We start from the raw sequence: 21,031 nt of genomic DNA on the forward strand, positions 1-21,031 counted from the left end.
GCATCCTGCACCGCCGGCCTTCTCGGCGCGCCACCCTGCTTCTTTGACATTTTGTCGCCCATGGGCTACAATTGTGGCCTATGATCGAGGTGAGGCAGACTGAGCTTTTTTCGGAGTGGTTGGATCGCCTCAAGGATGCCAGCGCGGTTGCCCGGATCACCGTCCGCCTTCGCCGCATGGAGATGGGCAATCCCGGCGACAGCAAGGGCGTCGGCCACAACATCCGGGAAATGCGCATCGACCACGGTCCGGGCTACCGGATCTATTATGTGCATCGCGGAACGCAGCTCGTGATCCTGCTATGTGGCGGCGACAAACGCACGCAGCGACAAGACATCAAGCTAGCACAGCAACTAGCGGAGACATTGTGATGCCGAAAGCAGCAAGAACGACGGTCAAAGCGGCATCCAAGACGACCCGTTTCGACGCAGCCGACTATCTCAACACTGAAGAGCGCCAAGCCGCCTATATTGCTGCCGCGCTGGAAACCGGCGACGCCGATTTCGTGCGCGACGCGCTTGGTCTCGTTGCGCGTGCGCGCGGCATGAGCACGATCGCCAAGAAAGCCGGTTTGAACCGCGAAAGTCTGTACAAGGCCCTCGGAGAGACGGGGAATCCTGAGTTTGGCACGGTCATGCGCATTGTCGCGGCGTTGGGCCTGACATTGTCGGCTCAACCCGCGGCCAGCGGACGAGCGACAAAGCGCCGCCGCGCCGCCTGAGGGAGCGCGCCGCAAGGCGCCTGGACGTCGCGATTGCTGTGACCGGCCGCCCTATCGGTTCAGGCAGTGTCAGGTGAACATGAAAAGCCGCCGCATTCATTTGATGGGAGCTTCGGGAGCCGGCGTGACCACGATTGGTCGCGCGCTCGCGGGCCGGCTTGCGCTGCCGCATCACGACAGCGACGACTATTTCTGGCTGCCGACCGTGCCGCCCTACCAGACGACGCGCCCGGCGGCCGACCGCCTGCGCCTGATGCGCGAGATGTTCCTGCCGCGTCTTGATTGGGTGCTGAGCGGAACCGTCACCGGCTGGGGCGACGAGCTCATCCAGTCGTTCGATCTTGTTGTCTTCGTGACGACACCGCGCGAACTTCGCATGCAGCGCCTACGTGCCCGCGAAGCTGCACATTTCGGGGCGGATGCCGTCGTGCCGGGCGGCTGGCGCCATCAGGAGACCGAATCCTTTGTCGGATGGGCTTCACACTATGAAGCCGGCGATCGCGACGGCCGCAGTCTCCCAAAGGATGAGGCCTGGCTCTCGGGCCTGCCCTGCCCGGTCGTGCGCGTTGACGGCTCACGCCCGCTTGCCGACCTTGTCGAGCAGCTATGCAACGAGGCGCAGCGGTTGCCGGGCTAATGTGATACTGTCCCGGCTGCACTGCCAAACAACAAAAACAGGGAGAGAAACCGTGCTCAACCGACGCAGCGTCCTGCTTGCCTCCCTCGCCGCCGGAGTAGCCATGACCAACAGAGCCCGCGCCCGGGCGGCGCAGCCTGCGACGCCGGTCAATTTCGACGTCCCGCCGCACGCCTGCGACTGCCACACCCATATCCACGGCGATGTCGAAAAGTTTCCGTTCTTCGCCGGGCGCGTCTACACGCCGGAGCCGGCAAGCCCTGAAGAAATGGCCGCGCTGCACAAAGCCCTGCATATCGAGCGCGTGGTGATCGTCACCCCGAGCGTCTACGGCACCGACAATTCCTCCACCCTGTTCGGCATGAAGGCACGCGGTGCGACCGCGCGCGGTGTGGCGGTGATCGACGACAAGACGACGGAGGCACAGCTCGATGCGATGCATCAGGACGGCTTCCGCGGCATCCGCCTCAATCTTGCGACCGGCGGCGTCAACGATCCCAATGTCGGACGACCGCGCTTCACCGCCGCAGTCGAGCGCATGAAGGCGCGCGGCTGGCACGTGCAGCTCTACACCACGCTTGCCATGATCTCGGCGATCAAGGACCTCGTCGAGACGGCGCCGGTGCCCGTCGTGTTCGACCATTTCGGCGGGCTCGAGGCGTCGCTCGGGCTGGAGCAGCCGGGCTTCTCCGATCTCGTCGCGCTGGTGAAGTCCGGTAAGGCCCACGTGAAGATCTCCGGCGCCTATCGCTCGTCCAAGCTCGCGCCCGACTACCAGGACATGGTGCCCTATGCGCAGGCCCTGATCGCGGCCAATGCGGATCGCATCGTCTGGGGCACCGACTGGCCACATCCGGATTCGAGCCGGGTCGAGGGACGCAAGGCCACCGACATCGCGCCGCTCTACCAGATCGACGACGGCCGCCTGCTCAATCAGCTTCCGGTCTGGGCGCCGGATGCGAGCGTGCGCAAGAAGATCCTGGTCGACAACCCCGCACGACTCTACGGCTTCTGAGTCGCGACGCGCCCGATAAGGTTCAACGGAACATGCGCAATTGCGGTCTGCGCGGTGGAACCGTTGTCGCGAGGGCGCAGGCACGCGCGATTCACACGAACGTGTTTGTGCCCGCGCCGGCTTTTCAACCCTTCGGTTGAGGCGGCGATTCAGTTTCACCGATACGCACGCACAGATTTCATTTGTTTGTGCGGTCGTATGTCCCTGTCGCATTATCTCGCCGCGCTTTTGTCCGGCGCTGGAATTGGTTTCACCGTCGCCGCTCCCATCGGGCCAATGGGCATGTTGTGCATTCAGCGCACCCTGGCATCGGGCATGGCAACAGGGCTCGCCACCGGTTTCGGTGCGGCGACCGTGCACCTCACCTACGGCGCCTTCGCGGTGTTGGGACTTGGCTCGCTTGCGCAGCCTTGGGTCGAGGCCAATGCGGCTGGATTAGGAATCGTCTCGGCGCTGACGCTGCTGTGGTTCGCGGTCCGGACACATCGATGTTCGATCGTGCTCCAGGATGTCGGCGAGATCGACAGAGTGCGTCTGGCGCGCGCCTATCTCAGCGCCATCGCGCTCGGACTGACCAATCCGCTGACGGTCATCCTGTTCCTGGCGGCGCTGCACGCGTTCTCCACCCAGGCCGCGGCGGCACCGTTGATCGCGGGCGTCTTCGTGGGCTCCGCGGTCTGGTGGATGATGCTCAGCACGATCGTTGCAACCGCGCGGTCGCGACTGACGCCTCGGATGCTGTCGTTGAGCAGCCGGCTCGCCAGCCTGATTCTGCTCGCCCTCGGCGCCACGATGTTGCTGCGGATCGCACAACGGATGTTATGATCGACGGCGCTCAGCGCGCGCGGCGCGAGAAGAACGAAATGAGGACCGGCAAGGTCACGAGGATCACGACCGGCGCCAGCATCATGCCGGTGACGACGACGACCGCAAGCGGCTTCTGCACCTGCGAGCCGATACCCTCCGACAGCGCCGCCGGCAGAAGCCCGACGCCGGCGACGACGCACGTCATCAGCACCGGGCGGAGCTGCAGCTCTCCGGTACGCACCACCGCACTCAGGCGGTCCATGCCCTCTTCGATGAGCTGGTTGAACTGCGACAGGATGATGATGCCGTCCATCACGGCGATTCCGAACAGCGCGATGAAGCCGATCGCCGCGGAGACGCTGAACGCGGTGCCCGTGATCAACAGACCAAGCACGCCGCCGAAGATCGCCATCGGGATCACGCTCATGGCCAGCAGCGTGTCGGTCATCGAGCCGAAATTGAACCAGAGCAGCACGCCGATCAGCGCCAGCGAGATCGGCACCACGATCGACAGCCGCCGGATCGCGTCCTGGAGATTGCCGAACTCGCCGACCCAGTCCATGTGCGAGCCGGGCGGCAGCTGCACCTGGTCGGCGATCTTCTGCTGCGCCTCGCGGATCGCACTGCCGAGGTCGCGCTCGCGCACCGAGAACTTGATCGGCAGATAGCGTTCCTGCTGCTCGCGATAGATATAGGCCGCGCCGGAGACGAGGCTGATGTTGGCGACTTCGCTGAGGGGAATCTGGGTGACCGTGCCGTTCGGCCCAGGCGCGCCGATCCGCAAGTTCTGGATCGCCTCCGCGCTCCTGCGGTACTCCGGCGCGAGGCGGACGATGATCGGGAAGTGACGGTCGCTGCCCGGCTCATAGAGATCGCCGGCGGTGTCGCCGCCGATCGCGACCTTGATCGTGGCGTTGATGTCGCCCGGCGCAAGGCCATAGCGCGCGGCCTTGGCGCGGTCGATGTCGATCTGGACGGTCGGCTGCCCGAGTGAGGTGAACACCGCAAGGTCGGTGACGCCCTGCACGGTCGACAGCACCTGCTTGATCTTGTTGGCGGTGTCGGTCAGCGCCTGCAGATCGCTGCCGAACAGCTTGATCGAATTCTCGCCCTTCACGCCGGAGACGGCCTCGGAGACGTTGTCCTGGAGATATTGCGAGAAGTTGAACTCGACGCCGGGGAAACGATCGTCGAGCTGCTTCAGCAGCTCCGCGGTCAGCTCTTCCTTGTCACGCGTGCCGGGCCACTGGCTCACGGGCTTGAGCGGCGCGAAGAACTCGGCGTTGAAGAAGCCGGCGGCGTCGGTGCCGTCATCGGGACGGCCGTGCTGCGACACGACGGACTCGACCTCCGGCCGGGCGCGGATCACCTTGCGCATCTCGTTGACGTAGCTGTTGCCTTCCTGGAGCGAGATGGTCGGCGGCAGCGTGGCGCGAATCCAGAGATTGCCCTCTTCCAGCTTCGGCAGGAATTCGAGGCCGAGCAGCCGGCTGAGCGCGACCGTCATCAACACCAGGCCGACCGCGGCGCCGAGGACGATGTTGCGGTTGGCCACCGCCCAATTCAGCACGGGCATGTAGAGCCGGTGCAGGATCAGCATCACCTTGGTCTCGGTCTCATGGACATGCGCGGGAAGGATGATCGCGGACAACGCCGGCGTGACGGTGAATGTCGCAAGCAGCCCGCCGGCCAATGCGTAGGCATAGGTGCGGGCCATCGGCCCGAAGATGTTGCCTTCGACGCCCGACAGCGTGAACAGCGGCAGGAAGGCCGCGATGATGATCGCCGCGGCGAAGAAGATCGAGCGCGAGACGTCCGCCGCCGCGCTGAGGATGGCGTGGCTCTTCATGCCGAACAGCGTCTCATTGGACATGTGCTCGGCTTCCGACGTCGGCGTCGTCTGTGTCAGGCGACGGAAGATCGCCTCCACCATGATGACGGTGGCATCGACGATCAGGCCGAAATCGATCGCGCCGACCGACAGCAGATTGGCCGATTCGCCGCGCAGCACCAGGATGATGACGGCGAAGAACAACGCGAACGGAATGGTGGCGCCGACGATCAGCGCGCTGCGCAAATCGCCGAGGAAGATCCACTGCAGCAGCACGATCAAGAGAATGCCGACCACCATGTTGTGCAGCACCGTGTGGGTGGTGAGCGCAATCAGGTCGCCGCGGTCGTAAATGCGCTCGATGCGCACGCCGGGCGGCAGGATGCTGGAATTGTTGATCTGCTGGACGAGCTGGTGGACCCGCTTGATGGTCGGCGAGCTCTGCTCGCCGCGGCGCATCAGGACGATGCCCTGCACGATGTCGTCGGCCTCGTCGATACCGGCGATGCCGAGGCGCGGCTTCTGGCCGACGGTGACGGTGGCGACGTCCTTGACCAGCACCGGATTGCCGCCGGTCTGCGAGACCATGGTATTGGCAAGATCGTCGATCGACCGGATCAGGCCGACGCCGCGCACGACGGCCGATTGCTGGCCGATATTGACGGTGTTGCCGCCGACATTGACGTTCGAATTGCCGACCGCCTGGAGCAATTGCGGCAGCGTCAGCCCGTTGGCGATCAGCTTGTTGAAGTCGACTTGGATCTCATAAGTCTTGCTTCTGCCGCCCCACCCCGTGACGTCAATCACCCCTGGCACCGCGCGGAAGCGGCGCTGCAGGATCCAGTCCTGAATGGTCTTGAGATCGAGCACGCTGTAGTTCGGCGGGCCCACGAGGCGGTAGCGGAAAATCTCGCCGATCGGGCTCAGCGGCGAAATCTGCGGCTGCACGTTGCCTGGCAGCGGCGCGAGCTGCGCCAGGCGGTTCAACACCTGCTGCAACGCTTCGTCATAGGTGTAGGCAAAGGAGAACTGAATTTTGACGTCGGAGAGACCGTACAGCGAGATAGTGCGGATGGTCGTGACGTTCTTCAGGCCTGCGACCTGGGTCTCGATCGGGATCGTGATGTAGCGCTCGATCTCCTCTGCCGACAGGCCCGGGCTCTGCGTCACGATGTCGACCATGGGCGGGGTCGGATCGGGATAGGCCTCGATGTTGAGCTGGTTGAACGCGATCACGCCGCCGATCAAGACAGCGACGAACATACCGACCATCAGGAAGCGCCGGTTGACGGCAAGGGCGACGAGACGATCCATTCAGGTCTTCAATTTTCTTGGGTCGTCGATCAGCTGCCGGACGCCGCGCGGTCGATGAACAGGCTGCCCTTGGTGACGATCTGCTCGCCGGGGTTCAGGTTGCTGGTGACTTCGACGAGATTGCCGTTGATGAGGCCGGTCTTGATCTGTCGCAGCTCAACCGACTTGTCCTCGCGCGCGACCCAGATGCGGACCTTGTCGGCCTCATAGATCAACGCCTGCTTCGGCACCGCCGGCGCGGCGCGGTCGCCAGCCGAATAGATCGTGACGTTGGCGAACATCTCCGGCTTCAGCAGGCCGTCCTTGTTGTCGATGGTGGCGCGGACCAGCAGGCGGCGGGTGCTGGGATCGATCGCGGCGGCGACGTAGTTGATCCTGGCGGTCAGCGGCCGGCCCGGCAGCGCCATCACGTTGACGGTGATATCCTGACCGATGCACACCGCGGCCGCATCGCTCTCGCGCACGAAGGCGGTGAGCCAGACGGTGGAGAGGTCGCCGATTACGAAGACCGGATCGCTGGCGCCGGAATTGACGTACTGGCCGGGACCGATCTTGCGCTGCACGACCGTGCCTGCGATCGGCGAATAGATCGTGACCTCCCGGTCGATGACGCCCTTGTCCTGGAACGCCTTGATGGTCTCGTCGGTGAAGCCGAGGATGCGCAGCTTGTTGCGCGCGGCTTCGAGTGCGGTCTGCGAGGATCGCATGTCGTTCCTCGCCTGAACCTGCGTCGCTTCCGCCTGCTGATAATCCTTGAGCGGAATGGCATGGCCCTCATAGAGGTCCTTGGCACGCTTGAACTGGATGTCGGACAGCTCGAGCGCCGACGTCGCCTTGTTCTGCGAGGTCATCGCCGCGATGAAATCATTCTGGGCCTGCACCGTGTCGGCGGCCTCGATTGTGAACAGCGGTTGACCCTGCTTCAGCATCTCGCCGGGCTTTGCCAGCAGCTTGGTGACGCGGCCGGCATAGGGCGAGAACACCGGCGTCGAACGATCCTCGTCGACGGCGACCTTGCCCTCGGTGACATACTCGGCCCGGAAGCTCTTGGCTTTGACCGGCTCGATTGTCAGCGTCGCCCATTCGGACGGCGTCGGCGTGAAGTTCTGCGCATTCCTGCGCGACTGGCTGGAGATCTCGGAGTGCTTCTTTTCCCTGGGGCCCAAAGACAGGAGGCCGTAGGCACCGGCGCCGGCAAGAGCTAGTAGAACTACGGATGTGATCACCCGTTGTTTTGTAAACACCTGCAATCGCTTGGTATTTTCAACTACCATGGAGCCCGGTCGTGTCTGCGACGATCTCGGCAGGTACCTGCCTTATCGGTTGCGCTAATAGTGCCGAATTAGGATTTCAAACAACCTAAAAAACGCTGCGCACCTTTCGGTTTGCGTTAAATTTTTGCGACGTGTCAGCTTCACGTCAGCTTCGCGCCGGCCACTGTGCCGGATGAGAGCCGAGCGGCATCGCCGGACGAGACCATCGCGCCGGTGTGCTCGACAGCAGCGCCGAATGGCGCACCGCCTTCAACATGCCGAATCCAGATGGCATGCTCTCGATGAACGCAGCATGTACGGCCTCGCCCGTAAGATCCGGGGTCTTCAGTCCGCCGTCGAGCCGGCCGAGATTCCAAAGCCAACGCCCGGTCTGCGCCAGCGACACCCGCACGTGCCAGCTGCCGCCCTCACGAGCTTGACGCGCCCTCGCCATCATCGCGCCGAACGCCATCAGATAGCCGGTGGCGTGATCGAGCATCTGCGCCGGCAATTCCTTGGGACCGTCGAGACCTGCCGCGCGCCCTTCGGCGTGGTTGAATCCGGTCGTGGTCTGCACGAGCGAATCGAAGCCGCGGCGCTCAGCCCAGGGACCGGCATGGCCATAGGCCGACAGCGTGACATAGACGATGCCGGGATTGATCTTCGCTGCATCCTCCGGCGCGAAGCCGATCGCGGCGAGTGCATGCGGGCGATAGCCTTGCGAGAAGATGTCGGCATCCGCCAGCAATTCGCGCAATTGCGCCCTGCCCGCCTCGCTCTTCAGTTCGATGAAGGTGGTGAGCTTGCCGCGACCGGTGTCGATGGTGAGCCAGTCGATGGCGGGCAGCTCCGGACCCGACACCAGCAGCACATCAGCGCCGTGCGCGGCGAGCGTGCGGCCGGCGACGGGACCTGCGATGACACGGGAGAGATCAAGCACGCGAAGCCCCGCGAGCGGACGATCGCCTTGTGGCCATGGCTTCGGCGCGGCTTCGCCGATCTTCTCGATCGAGATCAGCGGCAATTGCGCCAGCGCGCGCGCCTGCGGCAGCGCGGACCATTCGTCGTAGCTGCGCATCAGGGCAACGACGCCCCCCGCGGCGTAGGCCGCAGTCTCGAAATCTTCTCCCGTCCACTGCATGAGCGCCGCCTGCACCTTGCCGCGCTCCGGCTCGCAAGCAAGCACCTTGCAGACGGCGTCCCGATGATGCGGGAAGTTGGTGTGGCAGCGAACGAAGCGGCCATCGCCGGTCCTGTAGACGCCGGCGATGACGTCCCAGGCCGGCGGCGGCGGCTTGTCGTCGAGGCGGAGATAGCGCTCGGAGCGGCATTCGGCGACGGCGTGGCGCATGTCGACGGAAACGTCCTGCGTCTCACCGCTGCGCAGCCGCCAGATTTCAGCAGCAGCGAGGCCGGCGGCAGCTATCGACGTCTGCCCGGCGACCGCGACGCGAAACGAGGACGGGATTTGAGGCTCCTCGCCGGTCAGCCGCACGCGATCGAGGGCGGCCGCGTCACCGCCTGCAGAGGTCCAGATGCCCTTGAGAATGTCGGCGGGGCTTTGCATGGCCGCTTCTCTCCCTTTAGTTTCCCCGAGCATGTCACGTTCACAGAAAGGTTTGCAATGGCCGCCATCGATCCCCTCACCGCGGGCGCCGTGTTCGTTGCAACAGCGGCCACCGACGCGGTCTATGTGATGTTCACCTCGGCCGTGATCGCGCGCAAGCGCATGTCAGCGGCGAACTGGAGCGCGGTCTGGTACATGCTCTCCTCCTACGCCGTGATCAGCTACACCGAAAACGCATTCTATGTCGCCTTCGCGGCGATCGGCTCCTGGGCCGGCGCCTATGCCTCGCTGACCTTCCTGCACCGCCCGCCCGGCGGCCCGCCGGTGGGGGCGGCGCCGGAGTGAGGCCCGTCTCTCTCCACGTCATTGCGAGCGCAGCGAAGGCGATCCAGAATCTTTCCGCAGCGGCAGCCTGGATTGCTTCGTCGCAAGAGCTCCTCACAATGACGATGCGGAGGCTTCTTAAATTTTCTCGGAAGAGCTACATTCTCCACGCCAACAAAAAGGAGCCCAACAATGGATCTCGGTCTCAAAGGAAAGAACGCCATCGTGCTCGGCGGCACGCGCGGCATCGGGCGGGCGATTGCGGCAACGCTAGCCGGTGAATGCGCCAATGTCGCGGTGTGCGCGCGCAATGCCGATCAGGTGGCGGCCACCGTCGCGGAGCTGAAGGCGAGCGGCGTTCGCGCCGCCGGAAGTCCGGTCGACGTCACCGACGGCGCGGCGCTGAAGGCCTGGATCGAGAATACCGCAAAGGAGCTCGGCGGCATCGACATGCTGTTCTCCAATGCCGGCGCGATGGCGCAGGGCCACGACGCGGCGTCCTGGCAGCAGAATTTCCAGCTCGACGTGCTCGGCGCCGTGCACGCCTTCGATGCCGCGCGGCCGTTCCTCGAAGCGAGCGGCGCCAGCAGCGGCGATGCCGCCTTCGTGATCATCTCGTCGATCTCCGCGGCGCAGGCGGACACCGCCAGCTCCTACGGTCCGATCAAGGCCGCGCTGATCCACATGGCCAAGGGCCTGGCGCGGCAGCATGCGAAGAAGAAGATCCGCGTCAACGTGGTGTCACCCGGCACCGTCTATTTCAAGGGCGGTGTCTGGGAGATGATCGAGAAGAACATGCCCGAGCGCTACAACGACGCGATGAAGCGCAATCCGACCGGCCGCATGGCAACGCCGCAGGAGATCGCAAGCGCGGCGGTGTTTCTGGCGAGCCCGGTGTCGGGGTTCACCACGGGATCGAATCTCGTTGTGGACGGCGCGATCTCGAACCGGGTGAATTTTTGAGGATGCGGCTTGCCGGGCTCTCTCTTCCGTCATGGCCGGGCTTGACCCAGCCATCCACGCGCTGCCGTGCTCGCCGAAAGACGTGAATGCCCGGGTCAAGCCCGGGCATGACGACCGAGAGTGTGGCGCACCGTCGTCGCAACAAACTCGTCTTCTCGCGCCATCCTTCAATGAAAATCCCGCGACGGCGGCAGGATACGGACGTTGCGAGGGTGGCGGATTTTTTGCGCCGGCATGTCGGCGAGAGCACGCGGGTCCTCGTTGAGCGGCTCGTCGGTGGCAGCTGCCGGATGCTTGCCGCCTAGCGCGTCGTTGGCGAGGCCGACCAGATCGTGCGAGCGGTCGATCATGCGCTGGGCGATCAGGTGCGTCACCTTTTCGGGGCTGCTCTGGATATAGCCCTGGACCTCGATGAGGCGCGCGCCCATCACTTCCTTCCGGTACTGCTCCATGATCTTGGGCCACACCACGACATTGGCGATGCCGGTTTCGTCCTCCAGCGTCATGAACACGACCCCGCTGGCACTGCCCGGCCGCTGCCGCACCAGCACCACGCCGGCGCAGCGGACGCGGCGCCGCTCGTTCTCGTGGCTGATCTCCCTGCAGGCGACGATCCGCTCGCGCGAAAACATCTCGCGCAAGAATTCCATCGGATGGCCCTTCAGCGAGAGGCGGATGGTCTGGTAGTCCGCGACGACCTGCTCGGAGAGCGGCATCTCGGGCAAGGGCCTCGCATGCTCGTCCGGTTGCTCGCGCGCGGTCGCTGCCTCGAACAGCGGCAGCGGTACATCGTCAGGCAGCCGCCGCACCTGCCACAGCGCTTCGCGGCGGTCGAGCCCGAGCGAGCGGAATGCGTCGGCATCGGCCAGCAGGATCAGCGCGCGCTTGGGCAGGCCGGTGTCGCGGGCAAAATCCTCGAGCGAGGTGAAGGGACGGCGGTTGCGGGCAGCGACGATGCGGTCGGCCCAGTCTTGTGATTTCTCCGCATTGTCATTCCGGGGCGACGCGTCAGCGTCGAACTCTGATGCGTAATTGCGCATCTGAGAATCCATTCCACCAGGCGCATGCGGCCCGATGGATTCCGGCCTCGCGCTCCGCGCGCCCCGGAATGACAGCCGATCCCTCTTCAGCCGCTCCTCATCTTCATCCAGCCAATGAAAGCCGTCGATCTGGCGAAAGCCGAGACGGACGGCGCAATATTTACCGCTGCCCTGCTCCAGCGTGTTCTGCGCAAAGCTGTAGGACACGTCGATGTCGCGAACCTCGACGCCGTTCTTGCGAGCATCGCCGACGATCTGCGCCGGGGCGTAAAAACCCATCGGCTGCGAGTTCAGGAGGCCGCAGCAGAAGGCGTCGGGGTGATGATATTTCAGCCATGAGGAGATGTAGACGAGCTGCGCAAAGCTCGCGGCATGGCTCTCGGGGAAACCGTAGGAGCCAAAGCCCTTGATCTGGTCAAAGCAGCTCCTGGCGAAGTTGGCATCGTAGCCGCGCGCCACCATGTTGCCAATCAGCTTCTCCTCGTATTTGCCAATCGTGCCAAGGTTGCGGAAAGTCGACATCGAGCGGCGCAGGCCGTTGGCTTCTTCGGAGGTGAACTTTGCCGCCTCGATCGCGATGCGCATGGCCTGCTCCTGAAACAGGGGCACGCCCTTGGTCTTGTGCAGCACCTTGTAGAGCTCGTCCGGAGGACCATACTCCGAGGATGGCGAGGGATAGGTCACCTTCTCCAAACCGTTCCGCCGGCGCAAATACGGATGCACCATGTCGCCCTGGATCGGCCCCGGCCGCACGATCGCGACTTCAATGACGAGATCATAGAACGTCCGCGGCTTCAGGCGCGGCAGCATGTTCATCTGGGCGCGGCTCTCGACCTGGAACACCCCGAGCGATTCGCCCCGCTGCAGCATTTGATAGACTTCGTCGTCATCTTCGCCCTTGATATCCGACAGCGCGTAGCGCTTGCCTTTGTGCTGATCGATCAAGTCAAAACACTTGCGGATGCAGGTCAGCATGCCCAGCGCAAGCACATCGACCTTCATCATGCTGAGCGCATCGACGTCGTCCTTGTCCCATTCGATGAAGGTGCGGTCGTCCATCGCGGCATTGCCGATCGGGACATAGGTGTCGAGCCGGTCCTGGGTCAGCACATAGCCGCCGACATGCTGGGAGAGATGGCGGGGGAATTCGATCAGCTCGGTCGCAAGCTCGACCGCGAGGTTGATCATGGGATTGCTGGGATCGAGCCCGGCCTGCCTCACCTGCATGTCGTTGAGGCCCTTGCCCCAGCTGCCCCAGACGGTGTCGGCGAGGGCTGCGGTGACGTCCTCGGTCAGGCCCAGTGCCTTGCCGACGTCGCGAATGGCACTGCGCGGACGATAATGGATGACGGTGGCGATGATCGCGGCGCGGTGGCGGCCGTAGCGGCGATAGACATATTGCATCACCTCCTCGCGGCGCGAATGCTCGAAATCGACGTCGATATCGGGCGGCTCCAGCCGCTCCTTGGAGATGAAGCGCTCGAACAAGAGATCGACCTTGGTCGGATCGACCGAGGTAATGCCGAGCACGTAGCACACGGCCGAATTCGCCGCCGAGCCTCGGCCCTGGCACAGAATGTTCTGGCTGCGCGCATATTGCACGATGTCGTGCACGGTGAGGAAATAATGCGCGTATTTCAGCTCGGCGATCAGCGCGAGCTCCTTCTTCAACGTCGCGCGCAGCTTGTCGTCGATATTCTCGATACCGCCGAAATATTTGTCGACGCCCGCCCAGGTCAAATCCTCCAGATGCCCTTGGGCGGTCTTGCCAGGCGGCACGGGCTCATCAGGATATTGGTATTTGAGCTGATCGAGCGAAAAATCGATCCTGTCCGCAAAGCGCATGGTTTGTGCGATCGCATCGGGGAAATCGCGGAACAGCCGCGCCATCTCGCGTGGCGTCTTCAGGAACCGTTCGGCATTGGCCTCGAGCTTCCGCCCAACCGCCTCGATCGTGGTCTTCTCCCGGATGCAGGTCAGCACGTCCTGCAGAGGACGGCGGCGGGGGTCGTGATACAGCACCTCGTTGGTCGCGAGCAGCGGCACCTTTGCCTTCGTCGCGAGATCATCGAGCCGCGCGAGGCGGCGGCGGTCGTCGCCGCGATAGACCAGGCTCGCCGCCAGCCAGACGCCCTCGGCGCGGCTGTCTTTTAGCTTGGCAAGGATATCCAGCGCCTGCGCCGGCTCGAAGCGATGCGGCAGCGTCAGGACCAGGAGCTGTCCTTCCGAAAATTCCAGGAGATCGACGAAGGTGAGACGGCACTCGCCCTTCTCGATCCGCGTGATGTCGTCGCCGCGCTTGCCCCGGGTCAGGAGCTGGCAGAGCCGGCCATAGGCGGCGCGATCGCGCGGGTAGACGAAAATGTCGGGCGTGCCGTCGATGAAGACGATGCGCGCGCCGATCAGCAGTTTCGGCTTGTGCACCACCTTATCGTTGTCGAGCTCATTCCAGGCCCGCACCACGCCGGCCAGCGTGTTGTGGTCGGCGATTCCGATCGCGGGAAGGCCGAGCTTGCTCGCCTGATGCACGTAAGCGCGCGGATCCGAGCCGCCGCGCAGGAAAGAGAAGTTCGTGGTGATGCCGATCTCGGCATAGGCGGGGGACGTCATGCGAAAAGACCGTGCACATACCAGCCGGGAGAAGCGGGCTTGCCATCGCCATCGAACACCTCTCCCTCGTAAAGACCGTCGCGAAAGATCCAGAAGCGCAGGCCCTCGGCATCCTCGATGCGGAAGTAATCCCGCGTCAGCTGCTTGGCGTCCTGCCGCCACCATTCCATCGCGATGCGCTCGGGCCCTTCCACCCGCACCACCGCATGCAACGCACGGCGCCAGGTGAATTGATGCGGCGGACCATCCGGCACGGCGGCGAACGGCACCTTGATCGGCTCCGGCTTGTCGAACAGCCTTAGGGGACGCAGCGGCGGCTCGCTCTCGACACGTGCGGGCCATTCGGTCTGCATGGCGGCCGCGAGATGATGCTGCGCCGGCGCGGCCATCGCCGCACATTCGGGGATATGGCTATCCTCAGGCAGGTGCACGACGACGCGCTTGCCGCCAATGCGCGCGGCGATACGATCAATCAACGCGGCGAGTTCGTCATTGTCGTGGACATGGGCGTCGAGATCGCGCTGTTCCTGCACCACGATCTCAGTGCGGCTCGCCGACAGGCGCACCATGTCGAAGCCGAAGCCGGGATCGAGGGGATCTGCGAGCGCATCGAGCCGCTCGCGGAACAGGCGGTCGATCACCGCACTTCGTGTCACGGGACGTCCGGTCTCGACCATGATCGCGCGCACCACGCCGTCGGTGCGGAAGAAGGCCGCTTCCAGCCGCCGCGCGCCCTTGCCCTGTTTCTCCATCGAGGCGATCAAGGTGTCGGCAAGGCGCGACAGCGTCATCGCGATCATGGTGTCGGTCGCAATCGGCTCGGCAAAGCGCTTCTCGACGATGTAATCGGGTAGCGGCTTGCGCGGACTGATCGGCGCATCGCCCTGCCCCAGCGCATGCGCGAGCAGCGTCGAGAACCGCGCGCCGAACCGCGCCGTGATTTCGCTTGCTGTGCGCGCGGCGACATCGCCGATGGTCTTCAGCCCGGCGCGGCGCAGACCGGTGGTGATGGTCTCGCTTGCACCGAGCGCGGACACCGGAAATCGGCTGATCGCCTCCGCCTCCCCGCCATCGGCGACGATGCTTCCTGAGGCCTGCCGCGTCAGCGTGCGCGCGCAGACCGAGGTGCCGGCGATCGCCGCACCGACGGCAAAGCCCTGGCGGGCAAGCGCCCGAACCAGCGTCTTGAGCAGCGCAGCCTCGCCGCCGAACAGATGCGCGCAGCCGGTGATATCGAGGAACAGCCCGTGCGGCGGATCGAGCGCCACCAGCGGCGTGAAGCGGTCGCACCAATCGGCGATGTCGCTGAGCGTCTTGGCATCGGCCACGACATCGGCATCGAACACCCGCAAATCCGGACACATCGCCCGCGCATTGGCCAGGGGCTGGCCGATATGCAGACCGAGACGCTCGGCGGCCTCATTGAGCGCATGGATCACCAGCGCATTGTTGTCCTTGATGACGACGATGCCGGGCTCATCCTGCGCGCCGCCGCTCACCTGCAAAAATCGCTGGATCCGGTCGATGGGCAGGCGTGGCAGCCACAGGCTGAGAATCCGCCGACGGTTCACTGAACTGGCACTCATCACAATTCCATTCCATGATCCAGCGGCCGCATTGGCCATGACGATTGCGCAACAGCTCGGCATCGAAGCGCGGCGCGCCCCAGGCGCTCCACACAGGTCCCGGCGGTGAATGCGCCGCGCGCAACATCCACCTGGTCTCCGCGGTCGAGGGCAGCGGCTGCGCCGCCATCCGCAGCATCAGGCCGGTGACGCCGGAGCCCTGCGCGGCCAGCGTCAGCTTGCGGCTCGCCACCAGATCGAACTGCCTGGTCTCGCCCCAGAGCTCGAGCACGACGGCGCCCAGCGCATCGCAGGCGAGCGCGTCGGCCGCGGTGCGCAGCGCGCTCTCGACATCGGCGGCGCGCACCGTCACCACGCGGCGCGGGTCGAGGCCGAGCTCTTTGAGCCCGCTCATCGACAGCGCGCCGGTCTCCACTTCCGAAAAATCCTGCCGCACCCACAGTAGCGGTCGCTGCGCGCTCACGCGGCCCACAAGCCCCATGACGAATCCCGTGCCGGCCGCGCCCTGGCGCCCCTCGCAAAACACCTCGTGGATCGCCGCACGCGCGAGCCCGCCCTTCAGCACGGCATCGACCTCGTGATGACCGAGCGCGACCCGATCGTACTGATGCACGACCTCCGCGGTCTCGATGCGTTCGATCTGGCCGCGCAAGGTCGCAAGCGCGCTTAGACGTGCGCCGCTCATGCTCGCCGCTCCTTCAGAGGTGATGGCCGGTGGCTCTCGAAGAGAACCAATGGCTGGCTCATTTGTTCATGATATGTTCTAATATAAAGCTAACGGCGCCAGAAGAGTCAATCGAATTGGCGCGCCTAGGGATTCATGAGCTGAATCAAGGGGATTCCAACATGGACGTGCAACGCAAGCTGGAGATTCTCGCGGACGCCGCCAAGTACGACGCGTCCTGTGCCTCCAGCGGCACTGAAAAGCGGGATTCCAGCGACGGCAAGGGCATGGGCTCGACCGCGCCCGGCATGGGCATCTGCCATTCCTACGCCCCGGACGGACGCTGCATCTCGCTGCTCAAGGTGCTGCTGACCAACGCCTGCAATTACGATTGCCTCTATTGCGTCAATCGCGCCTCCTCGAACGTGCCGCGCGCCCGCTTCACCATCGACGAAGTGGTCAAGCTGACGCTCGACTTCTACCGGCGCAATTACATCGAAGGCCTGTTCCTCTCCTCCGGCATCATCCGCAGCCCCGACTACACCATGGAGCAAGTCGTCAGCGTCGCGCGAAAACTGCGCGAGGAGCATCACTTCCGCGGCTACATCCATCTCAAGACCATTCCCGAGGCCGACGACGCATTGATCGCGGAGGCCGGCAAATATGCCGACCGTCTCTCGATCAACATCGAGATGCCTGATGAGACGAGCCTGCAGCAATTCGCGCCGGAGAAGGACGTGCGCGCGATCCGCCGCACCATGGGCCGGCTGCGGCTGAAGCTCGACGAGGCCGAGGAGAACCGGAGAGCGAAGACGAAGGCCAGGCCGCAACGTTTCGCACCGGCCGGCCAGAGCACGCAGATGATCGTCGGCGCGGATAGCGCCTCCGATCACACCATCCTCCATACAAGCTCCAATCTCTACGGCTCCTACAAGCTGCGGCGCGTCTATTACTCCGCCTTCAGCCCGATCCCCGATGCCAGCCGCGCTTTGCCACTGGTACAGCCGCCGCTGCTGCGCGAGCACCGGCTCTACCAGGCCGATTGGCTGATGCGGTTCTACGGCTTCGACGTTGCGGAGATCGTCGACGACAGCGCGATGCTGCCGCTCGACATCGACCCAAAACTTGCCTGGGCGCTACGCCACCGCGACCGCTTCCCGCTCGACGTCAACCGCGCCAGCCGCGAGCAGCTGCTGCGTGTGCCCGGCTTCGGCACCAAGGCCGTCGAACGCATCATCGCGACACGGCGCACCACCACCATCCGCCTCGCCGATCTCGCGCGCCTGCACGTGCCCAAGCACAAGGCGCTGCCGTTCATCGTCCTCAGCGATCACCGTCCCTCGCCGCATCGTCTCGACGACGCGCGGCTGATCGAACGGTTCAAGCCGAAGGCAACACAATTGGGATTTGGCTTCTGATGCAGTACATCACCCTCGACACCGAAACCGATTTCGACGGCTGGCGCAAAACTGCCCGCAGCCTCGTGCTTCATCATGTGCAGCCCACTGACGTCACCTGGGCCGTGCGGGGCGGCGAGGCCGAGTTGTTCGCGCCGTCCGCGCCGTCTCCGATCCTCGAAGTGAACGACGGCACCTTCAGCGTATCAGGCAAATTCGTCGACCTCGCCCAGGCCGCAATCCTGCACCGCGATCGCCAGCGCTTTGCGATCCTCTATCGCCTGCTCTGGCGATTGAAGGACAACCACGATCTCATGGAGGTCGCGACCGACACCGATGTTGCGCAGGTTACGGCGATGGCACGCGCGGTTCACCGCGACGAGCACAAGATGCATGCCTTCGTACGTTTCCGCGAGATCGGCCGGGAACGCGATGCCCACTACGTCGCCTGGTTCGAGCCGGAACATCACATCGTCGAGCTCGCAGCGCCCTTCTTCGCCAAACGCTTTGCCGACATGCCATGGTCGATCCTGACGCCCGATCTCTCCGCGCATTGGGACGGCCACGCACTCTCGTTCACGCCGGGCGTCAGCAAGAGTGAAGCGCCGGGCGAAGACCGGCTGGAGGAAACATGGCGGCGCTACTACGCCAGCATCTTCAATCCGGCCCGGCTCAAGGTGAAGGCGATGCAAGCGGAGATGCCGAAGAAATACTGGAGGAACCTGCCCGAGGCCTCGATCATTAAGCCCCTGATCGAGGACGCCGAACGCATGACCGGCGCCATGATCGCCAACGCCGCGACCGATCCGCACAAGCCTCAGAAGCGGCCGGAGGCTCCGATGATACGCAAGACCACAGCCGACGATCTCGAAACCCTCCGCGAGGAAGCCGCGCATTGCCGCGCCTGCCCTCTCTACAAGGACGCAACCCAGACCGTGTTCGGCGAAGGCCCGAAGTCGGCCAACATCATGCTGGTCGGCGAGCAGCCCGGCGACAAGGAAGACCTCGCCGGCCATCCCTTCGTCGGCCCGGCCGGCCAGATGTTGGACCGTGCGCTGGAGGAAGCCGGTGTCGATCGCAAGAAGGTCTATGTCACCAACGCGGTCAAACACTTCAAATTCGTGCCGCGCGGCAAGATCCGCCTGCACCAGAAGCCGAGTACGCCTGAGATCCGCGCCTGTCGGCAATGGTTCGAGCGGGAAGTCGCGGCCATTCAGCCCGATCTGATCGTGGCGATGGGTGCCACCGCGGCGCAAAGCGTGTTCGGCAAGATTACCCCGATCGGCAAGACCCGCGGCCGCCTCATAGACCTGCCCGACGGACGCAAGGCTCTGGTGACGGTGCACCCGTCCTATCTGCTGCGGCTACCCGATCCCGAGGCCAAGGCGCTGGAATATCATCGCTTTGTCGAAGACCTGAAGATCGCGGCGTCGTTGCAGAAGAAATCCGCACGGGCCGCCTAAAGACTGGCGGGAAAACGGTTTTCACGCGGCGGTTGTCATCCGGCCTTCAAATCCATCGCGGACAATACCCTTACTTCAAAGTTAAGGGGCGTCCAGACATGACCGATGTTGCATTCGACCGCGCGGTAGCCGATCCCGCGCCCGTCCAGCCGGCCTCGCGGCCAAATCTCGACAAGGGCTTCAATCCGCTGACGATGATCCTGTTCTTCGGCATCCTCGCCGCGGGCCTGCTGTTCGTCGCCTACAGCATCTATGCCGACGTCAACGCGACCGGAACCAAGGTCACGACCTTCCTGCCCTACATCCTCTTGTTCGTCGCGCTCCTGATTGCGCTCGGCTTCGAGTTCGTCAACGGCTTCCACGACACCGCCAATGCGGTGGCGACCGTGATCTACACCCATTCGCTGCCGGCCGAAGTCGCCGTGATGTGGTCGGGCTTCTTCAACTTCCTCGGCGTGCTGTTGTCCTCCGGCGCGGTCGCCTTCGGCATCGTCTCGCTGCTCCCGGTCGAGCTGATCCTCCAGGTCGGCTCCAGCGCCGGCTTCGCCATGGTGTTCGCGCTTCTGATCGCCGCGATCCTGTGGAATCTCGGCACCTGGTTCTTCGGCCTGCCCGCCTCCTCCTCGCACACGCTGATCGGCTCGATCATCGGCGTCGGCGTCGCCAACGCCATCATGCGCGGCCGTGATGGCACCTCGGGCGTGGACTGGAGCAAGGCCACCGAGATCGGCTACGCGCTGCTGCTGTCGCCGCTGTTCGGCTTCATCTGCGCTGCCGTGCTGTTGCTGCTGCTCAAGTTCATCGTGCGCAACCCGGCTCTGTATTCGGCGCCCGAGGGCAACAAGGCGCCGCCGCTCTGGATCCGCGGCCTCTTGATCGCGACCTGCACCGGCGTCAGCTTTGCGCACGGCTCCAACGACGGCCAGAAGGGCATGGGCCTGATCATGCTGATCCTGATCGGCACCGTGCCGACGGCTTACGCCCTCAACCGCGCGCTGCCGGAATCTCAGGTCGTCCAGTTCCAGAAGACCTCGGATGCCGCCTCCAAGGTGATCTCGGCGAAAGGTGCCGGCCACAGCATCATCGGCGATCCCCGCCCGGCGGTGACGCAGTACATCGCGCTGCATCAGATCAACGAGGGCACCTATCCCTCGCTCGCGGTCCTGGTGAAGGACGTCGGCGATCAGGTCGCCAAATACGGCACGCTGAACAAGGTTCCGGCGGAAGCCGTCGGCAACACCCGCAACGACATGTACATGACCTCGGAAGCGATCCGCTTCCTGATGAAGGACAAGGAGAACGATCTCAGCAAGGAGGATGTCGCGACGCTGAACGCCTACAAGGGCTCGCTCGATGCCGCCACCAAGTTCATCCCGACCTGGGTGAAGGTCGCGGTGGCCATCGCGCTCGGCCTCGGCACCATGATCGGCTGGAAGCGCATCGTCATCACCGTCGGTGAGAAGATCGGCAAGACCCATCTCACCTATGCGCAAGGTGCGTCCGCCGAGCTCGTCGCCGCCGCTACGATCGGCGCCGCCGACGTGTTCGGCCTGCCGGTCTCCACCACCCACGTGCTGTCATCCGGCGTCGCCGGCACCATGGCCGCGAACGGTTCGGGCCTGCAATGGTCGACGATCCGCAATCTGCTGATGGCCTGGGTGCTGACGCTGCCCTGCGCGATCATGCTGTCGGCCACGCTCTACGTGATCTTCTCGCGAATCTTCTGAGAAGAACGACACTTCACAAAGGCGAATGGCCGGGCTTGCGCCTGGCCATTTGCATTCCAGCTGTTCATTCCGGGGCGGTCCGCAGAACCGAATCCGGAATCTCGAGATCCCG

General features: G+C 64.4%; 16 protein-coding genes. 10 read left to right on the top strand and 6 right to left on the bottom strand.

What is annotated here, in order from left to right; translation table 11 throughout:
- The first annotated feature begins 80 nt into the window (after positions 1–80).
- From SE92_RS12955 to SE92_RS12975, 5 genes are all read left to right on the top strand, one after another.
- Complete coding sequence (locus SE92_RS12955) at positions 81–371, top strand: type II toxin-antitoxin system RelE/ParE family toxin (protein ID WP_063196050.1); 291 nt, start codon at positions 81–83, stop codon at positions 369–371.
- Positions 371–721, top strand: a complete 351-nt coding sequence (locus tag SE92_RS12960; RefSeq protein WP_063196051.1) for an addiction module antidote protein — start codon at positions 371–373, stop codon at positions 719–721. Before SE92_RS12955 ends, SE92_RS12960 begins: the two co-directional genes overlap by 1 nt.
- Positions 722–800: 79 nt before the next feature.
- On the top strand, positions 801–1,358 hold the full coding sequence (locus SE92_RS12965) for a P-loop NTPase family protein (protein WP_063196052.1): 558 nt from the start codon (positions 801–803) through the stop codon (positions 1,356–1,358).
- 52 nt (positions 1,359–1,410) lie between these two features.
- A complete protein-coding gene (locus SE92_RS12970; protein WP_063196053.1) occupies positions 1,411–2,373 on the top strand; it encodes an amidohydrolase family protein in 963 nt (320 codons plus the stop codon).
- A 105-nt stretch (positions 2,374–2,478) separates the two neighbouring features.
- Positions 2,479–3,198: a LysE family translocator gene (locus tag SE92_RS12975; protein WP_245324570.1), complete on the top strand. Its 720-nt coding sequence runs from the start codon at positions 2,479–2,481 to the stop codon at positions 3,196–3,198.
- A gap of 10 nt (positions 3,199–3,208) precedes the next feature.
- On the opposite strand, the gene SE92_RS12980 is transcribed toward SE92_RS12975, so the two are convergent.
- The 3 genes from SE92_RS12980 to SE92_RS12990 form a co-directional block, all read right to left on the bottom strand.
- On the bottom strand, positions 3,209–6,325 hold the full coding sequence (locus SE92_RS12980; RefSeq protein WP_063196055.1) for an efflux RND transporter permease subunit: 3,117 nt from the start codon (positions 6,323–6,325) through the stop codon (positions 3,209–3,211).
- A gap of 29 nt (positions 6,326–6,354) precedes the next feature.
- Positions 6,355–7,599 (bottom strand): efflux RND transporter periplasmic adaptor subunit, encoded by a 1,245-nt coding sequence (locus SE92_RS12985; protein ID WP_063196056.1) that lies wholly within the window; start codon positions 7,597–7,599, stop codon positions 6,355–6,357.
- A gap of 145 nt (positions 7,600–7,744) precedes the next feature.
- Positions 7,745–9,145: a CoA transferase gene (locus tag SE92_RS12990; protein WP_063196057.1), complete on the bottom strand. Its 1,401-nt coding sequence runs from the start codon at positions 9,143–9,145 to the stop codon at positions 7,745–7,747.
- Positions 9,146–9,202: 57 nt separating this feature from the next.
- Here SE92_RS12990 and SE92_RS12995 point away from each other — a divergent pair, with 57 nt between their 5' ends.
- Both SE92_RS12995 and SE92_RS13000 read left to right on the top strand, forming a co-directional pair.
- Positions 9,203–9,490, top strand: coding sequence for a hypothetical protein (locus SE92_RS12995; RefSeq protein WP_063196058.1), 288 nt, complete (start codon positions 9,203–9,205; stop codon positions 9,488–9,490).
- Between the two features lie 171 nt (positions 9,491–9,661).
- Positions 9,662–10,432: an SDR family NAD(P)-dependent oxidoreductase gene (locus SE92_RS13000; protein WP_063196059.1), complete on the top strand. Its 771-nt coding sequence runs from the start codon at positions 9,662–9,664 to the stop codon at positions 10,430–10,432.
- A 167-nt stretch (positions 10,433–10,599) separates the two neighbouring features.
- Here the strand turns inward: SE92_RS13000 and SE92_RS13005 are convergent, their stop codons facing one another.
- The 3 genes from SE92_RS13005 to SE92_RS13015 are packed head-to-tail and all read right to left on the bottom strand — an operon-like array spanning position 10,600 to position 16,353.
- On the bottom strand, positions 10,600–14,082 hold the full coding sequence (locus tag SE92_RS13005; RefSeq protein ID WP_063196060.1) for an error-prone DNA polymerase: 3,483 nt from the start codon (positions 14,080–14,082) through the stop codon (positions 10,600–10,602).
- Positions 14,079–15,668, bottom strand: coding sequence for a Y-family DNA polymerase (locus tag SE92_RS13010; RefSeq protein WP_063196061.1), 1,590 nt, complete (start codon positions 15,666–15,668; stop codon positions 14,079–14,081). Before SE92_RS13010 ends, SE92_RS13005 begins: the two co-directional genes overlap by 4 nt.
- Positions 15,559–16,353 (bottom strand): ImuA family protein, encoded by a 795-nt coding sequence (locus SE92_RS13015; RefSeq protein WP_063196062.1) that lies wholly within the window; start codon positions 16,351–16,353, stop codon positions 15,559–15,561. Before SE92_RS13015 ends, SE92_RS13010 begins: the two co-directional genes overlap by 110 nt.
- Positions 16,354–16,514: 161 nt before the next feature.
- Here SE92_RS13015 and SE92_RS13020 point away from each other — a divergent pair, with 161 nt between their 5' ends.
- From SE92_RS13020 to SE92_RS13030, 3 genes are all read left to right on the top strand, one after another.
- Positions 16,515–17,750 carry a putative DNA modification/repair radical SAM protein gene (locus SE92_RS13020; RefSeq protein ID WP_063196063.1) on the top strand — a complete coding sequence of 412 codons (1,236 nt, stop codon included), beginning with the start codon at positions 16,515–16,517 and terminating at the stop codon, positions 17,748–17,750.
- Positions 17,750–19,192 carry a UdgX family uracil-DNA binding protein gene (locus tag SE92_RS13025; RefSeq protein WP_063196064.1) on the top strand — a complete coding sequence of 481 codons (1,443 nt, stop codon included), beginning with the start codon at positions 17,750–17,752 and terminating at the stop codon, positions 19,190–19,192. Before SE92_RS13020 ends, SE92_RS13025 begins: the two co-directional genes overlap by 1 nt.
- Positions 19,193–19,290: 98 nt before the next feature.
- A complete protein-coding gene (locus SE92_RS13030) occupies positions 19,291–20,919 on the top strand; it encodes an inorganic phosphate transporter (protein WP_063196065.1) in 1,629 nt (542 codons plus the stop codon).
- Positions 20,920–21,031: the final 112 nt, after the last annotated feature.

The organism is Bradyrhizobium sp. AT1 (assembly GCF_001590795.1).
Classification (GTDB): Bacteria; Pseudomonadota; Alphaproteobacteria; order Rhizobiales; family Xanthobacteraceae; genus Bradyrhizobium.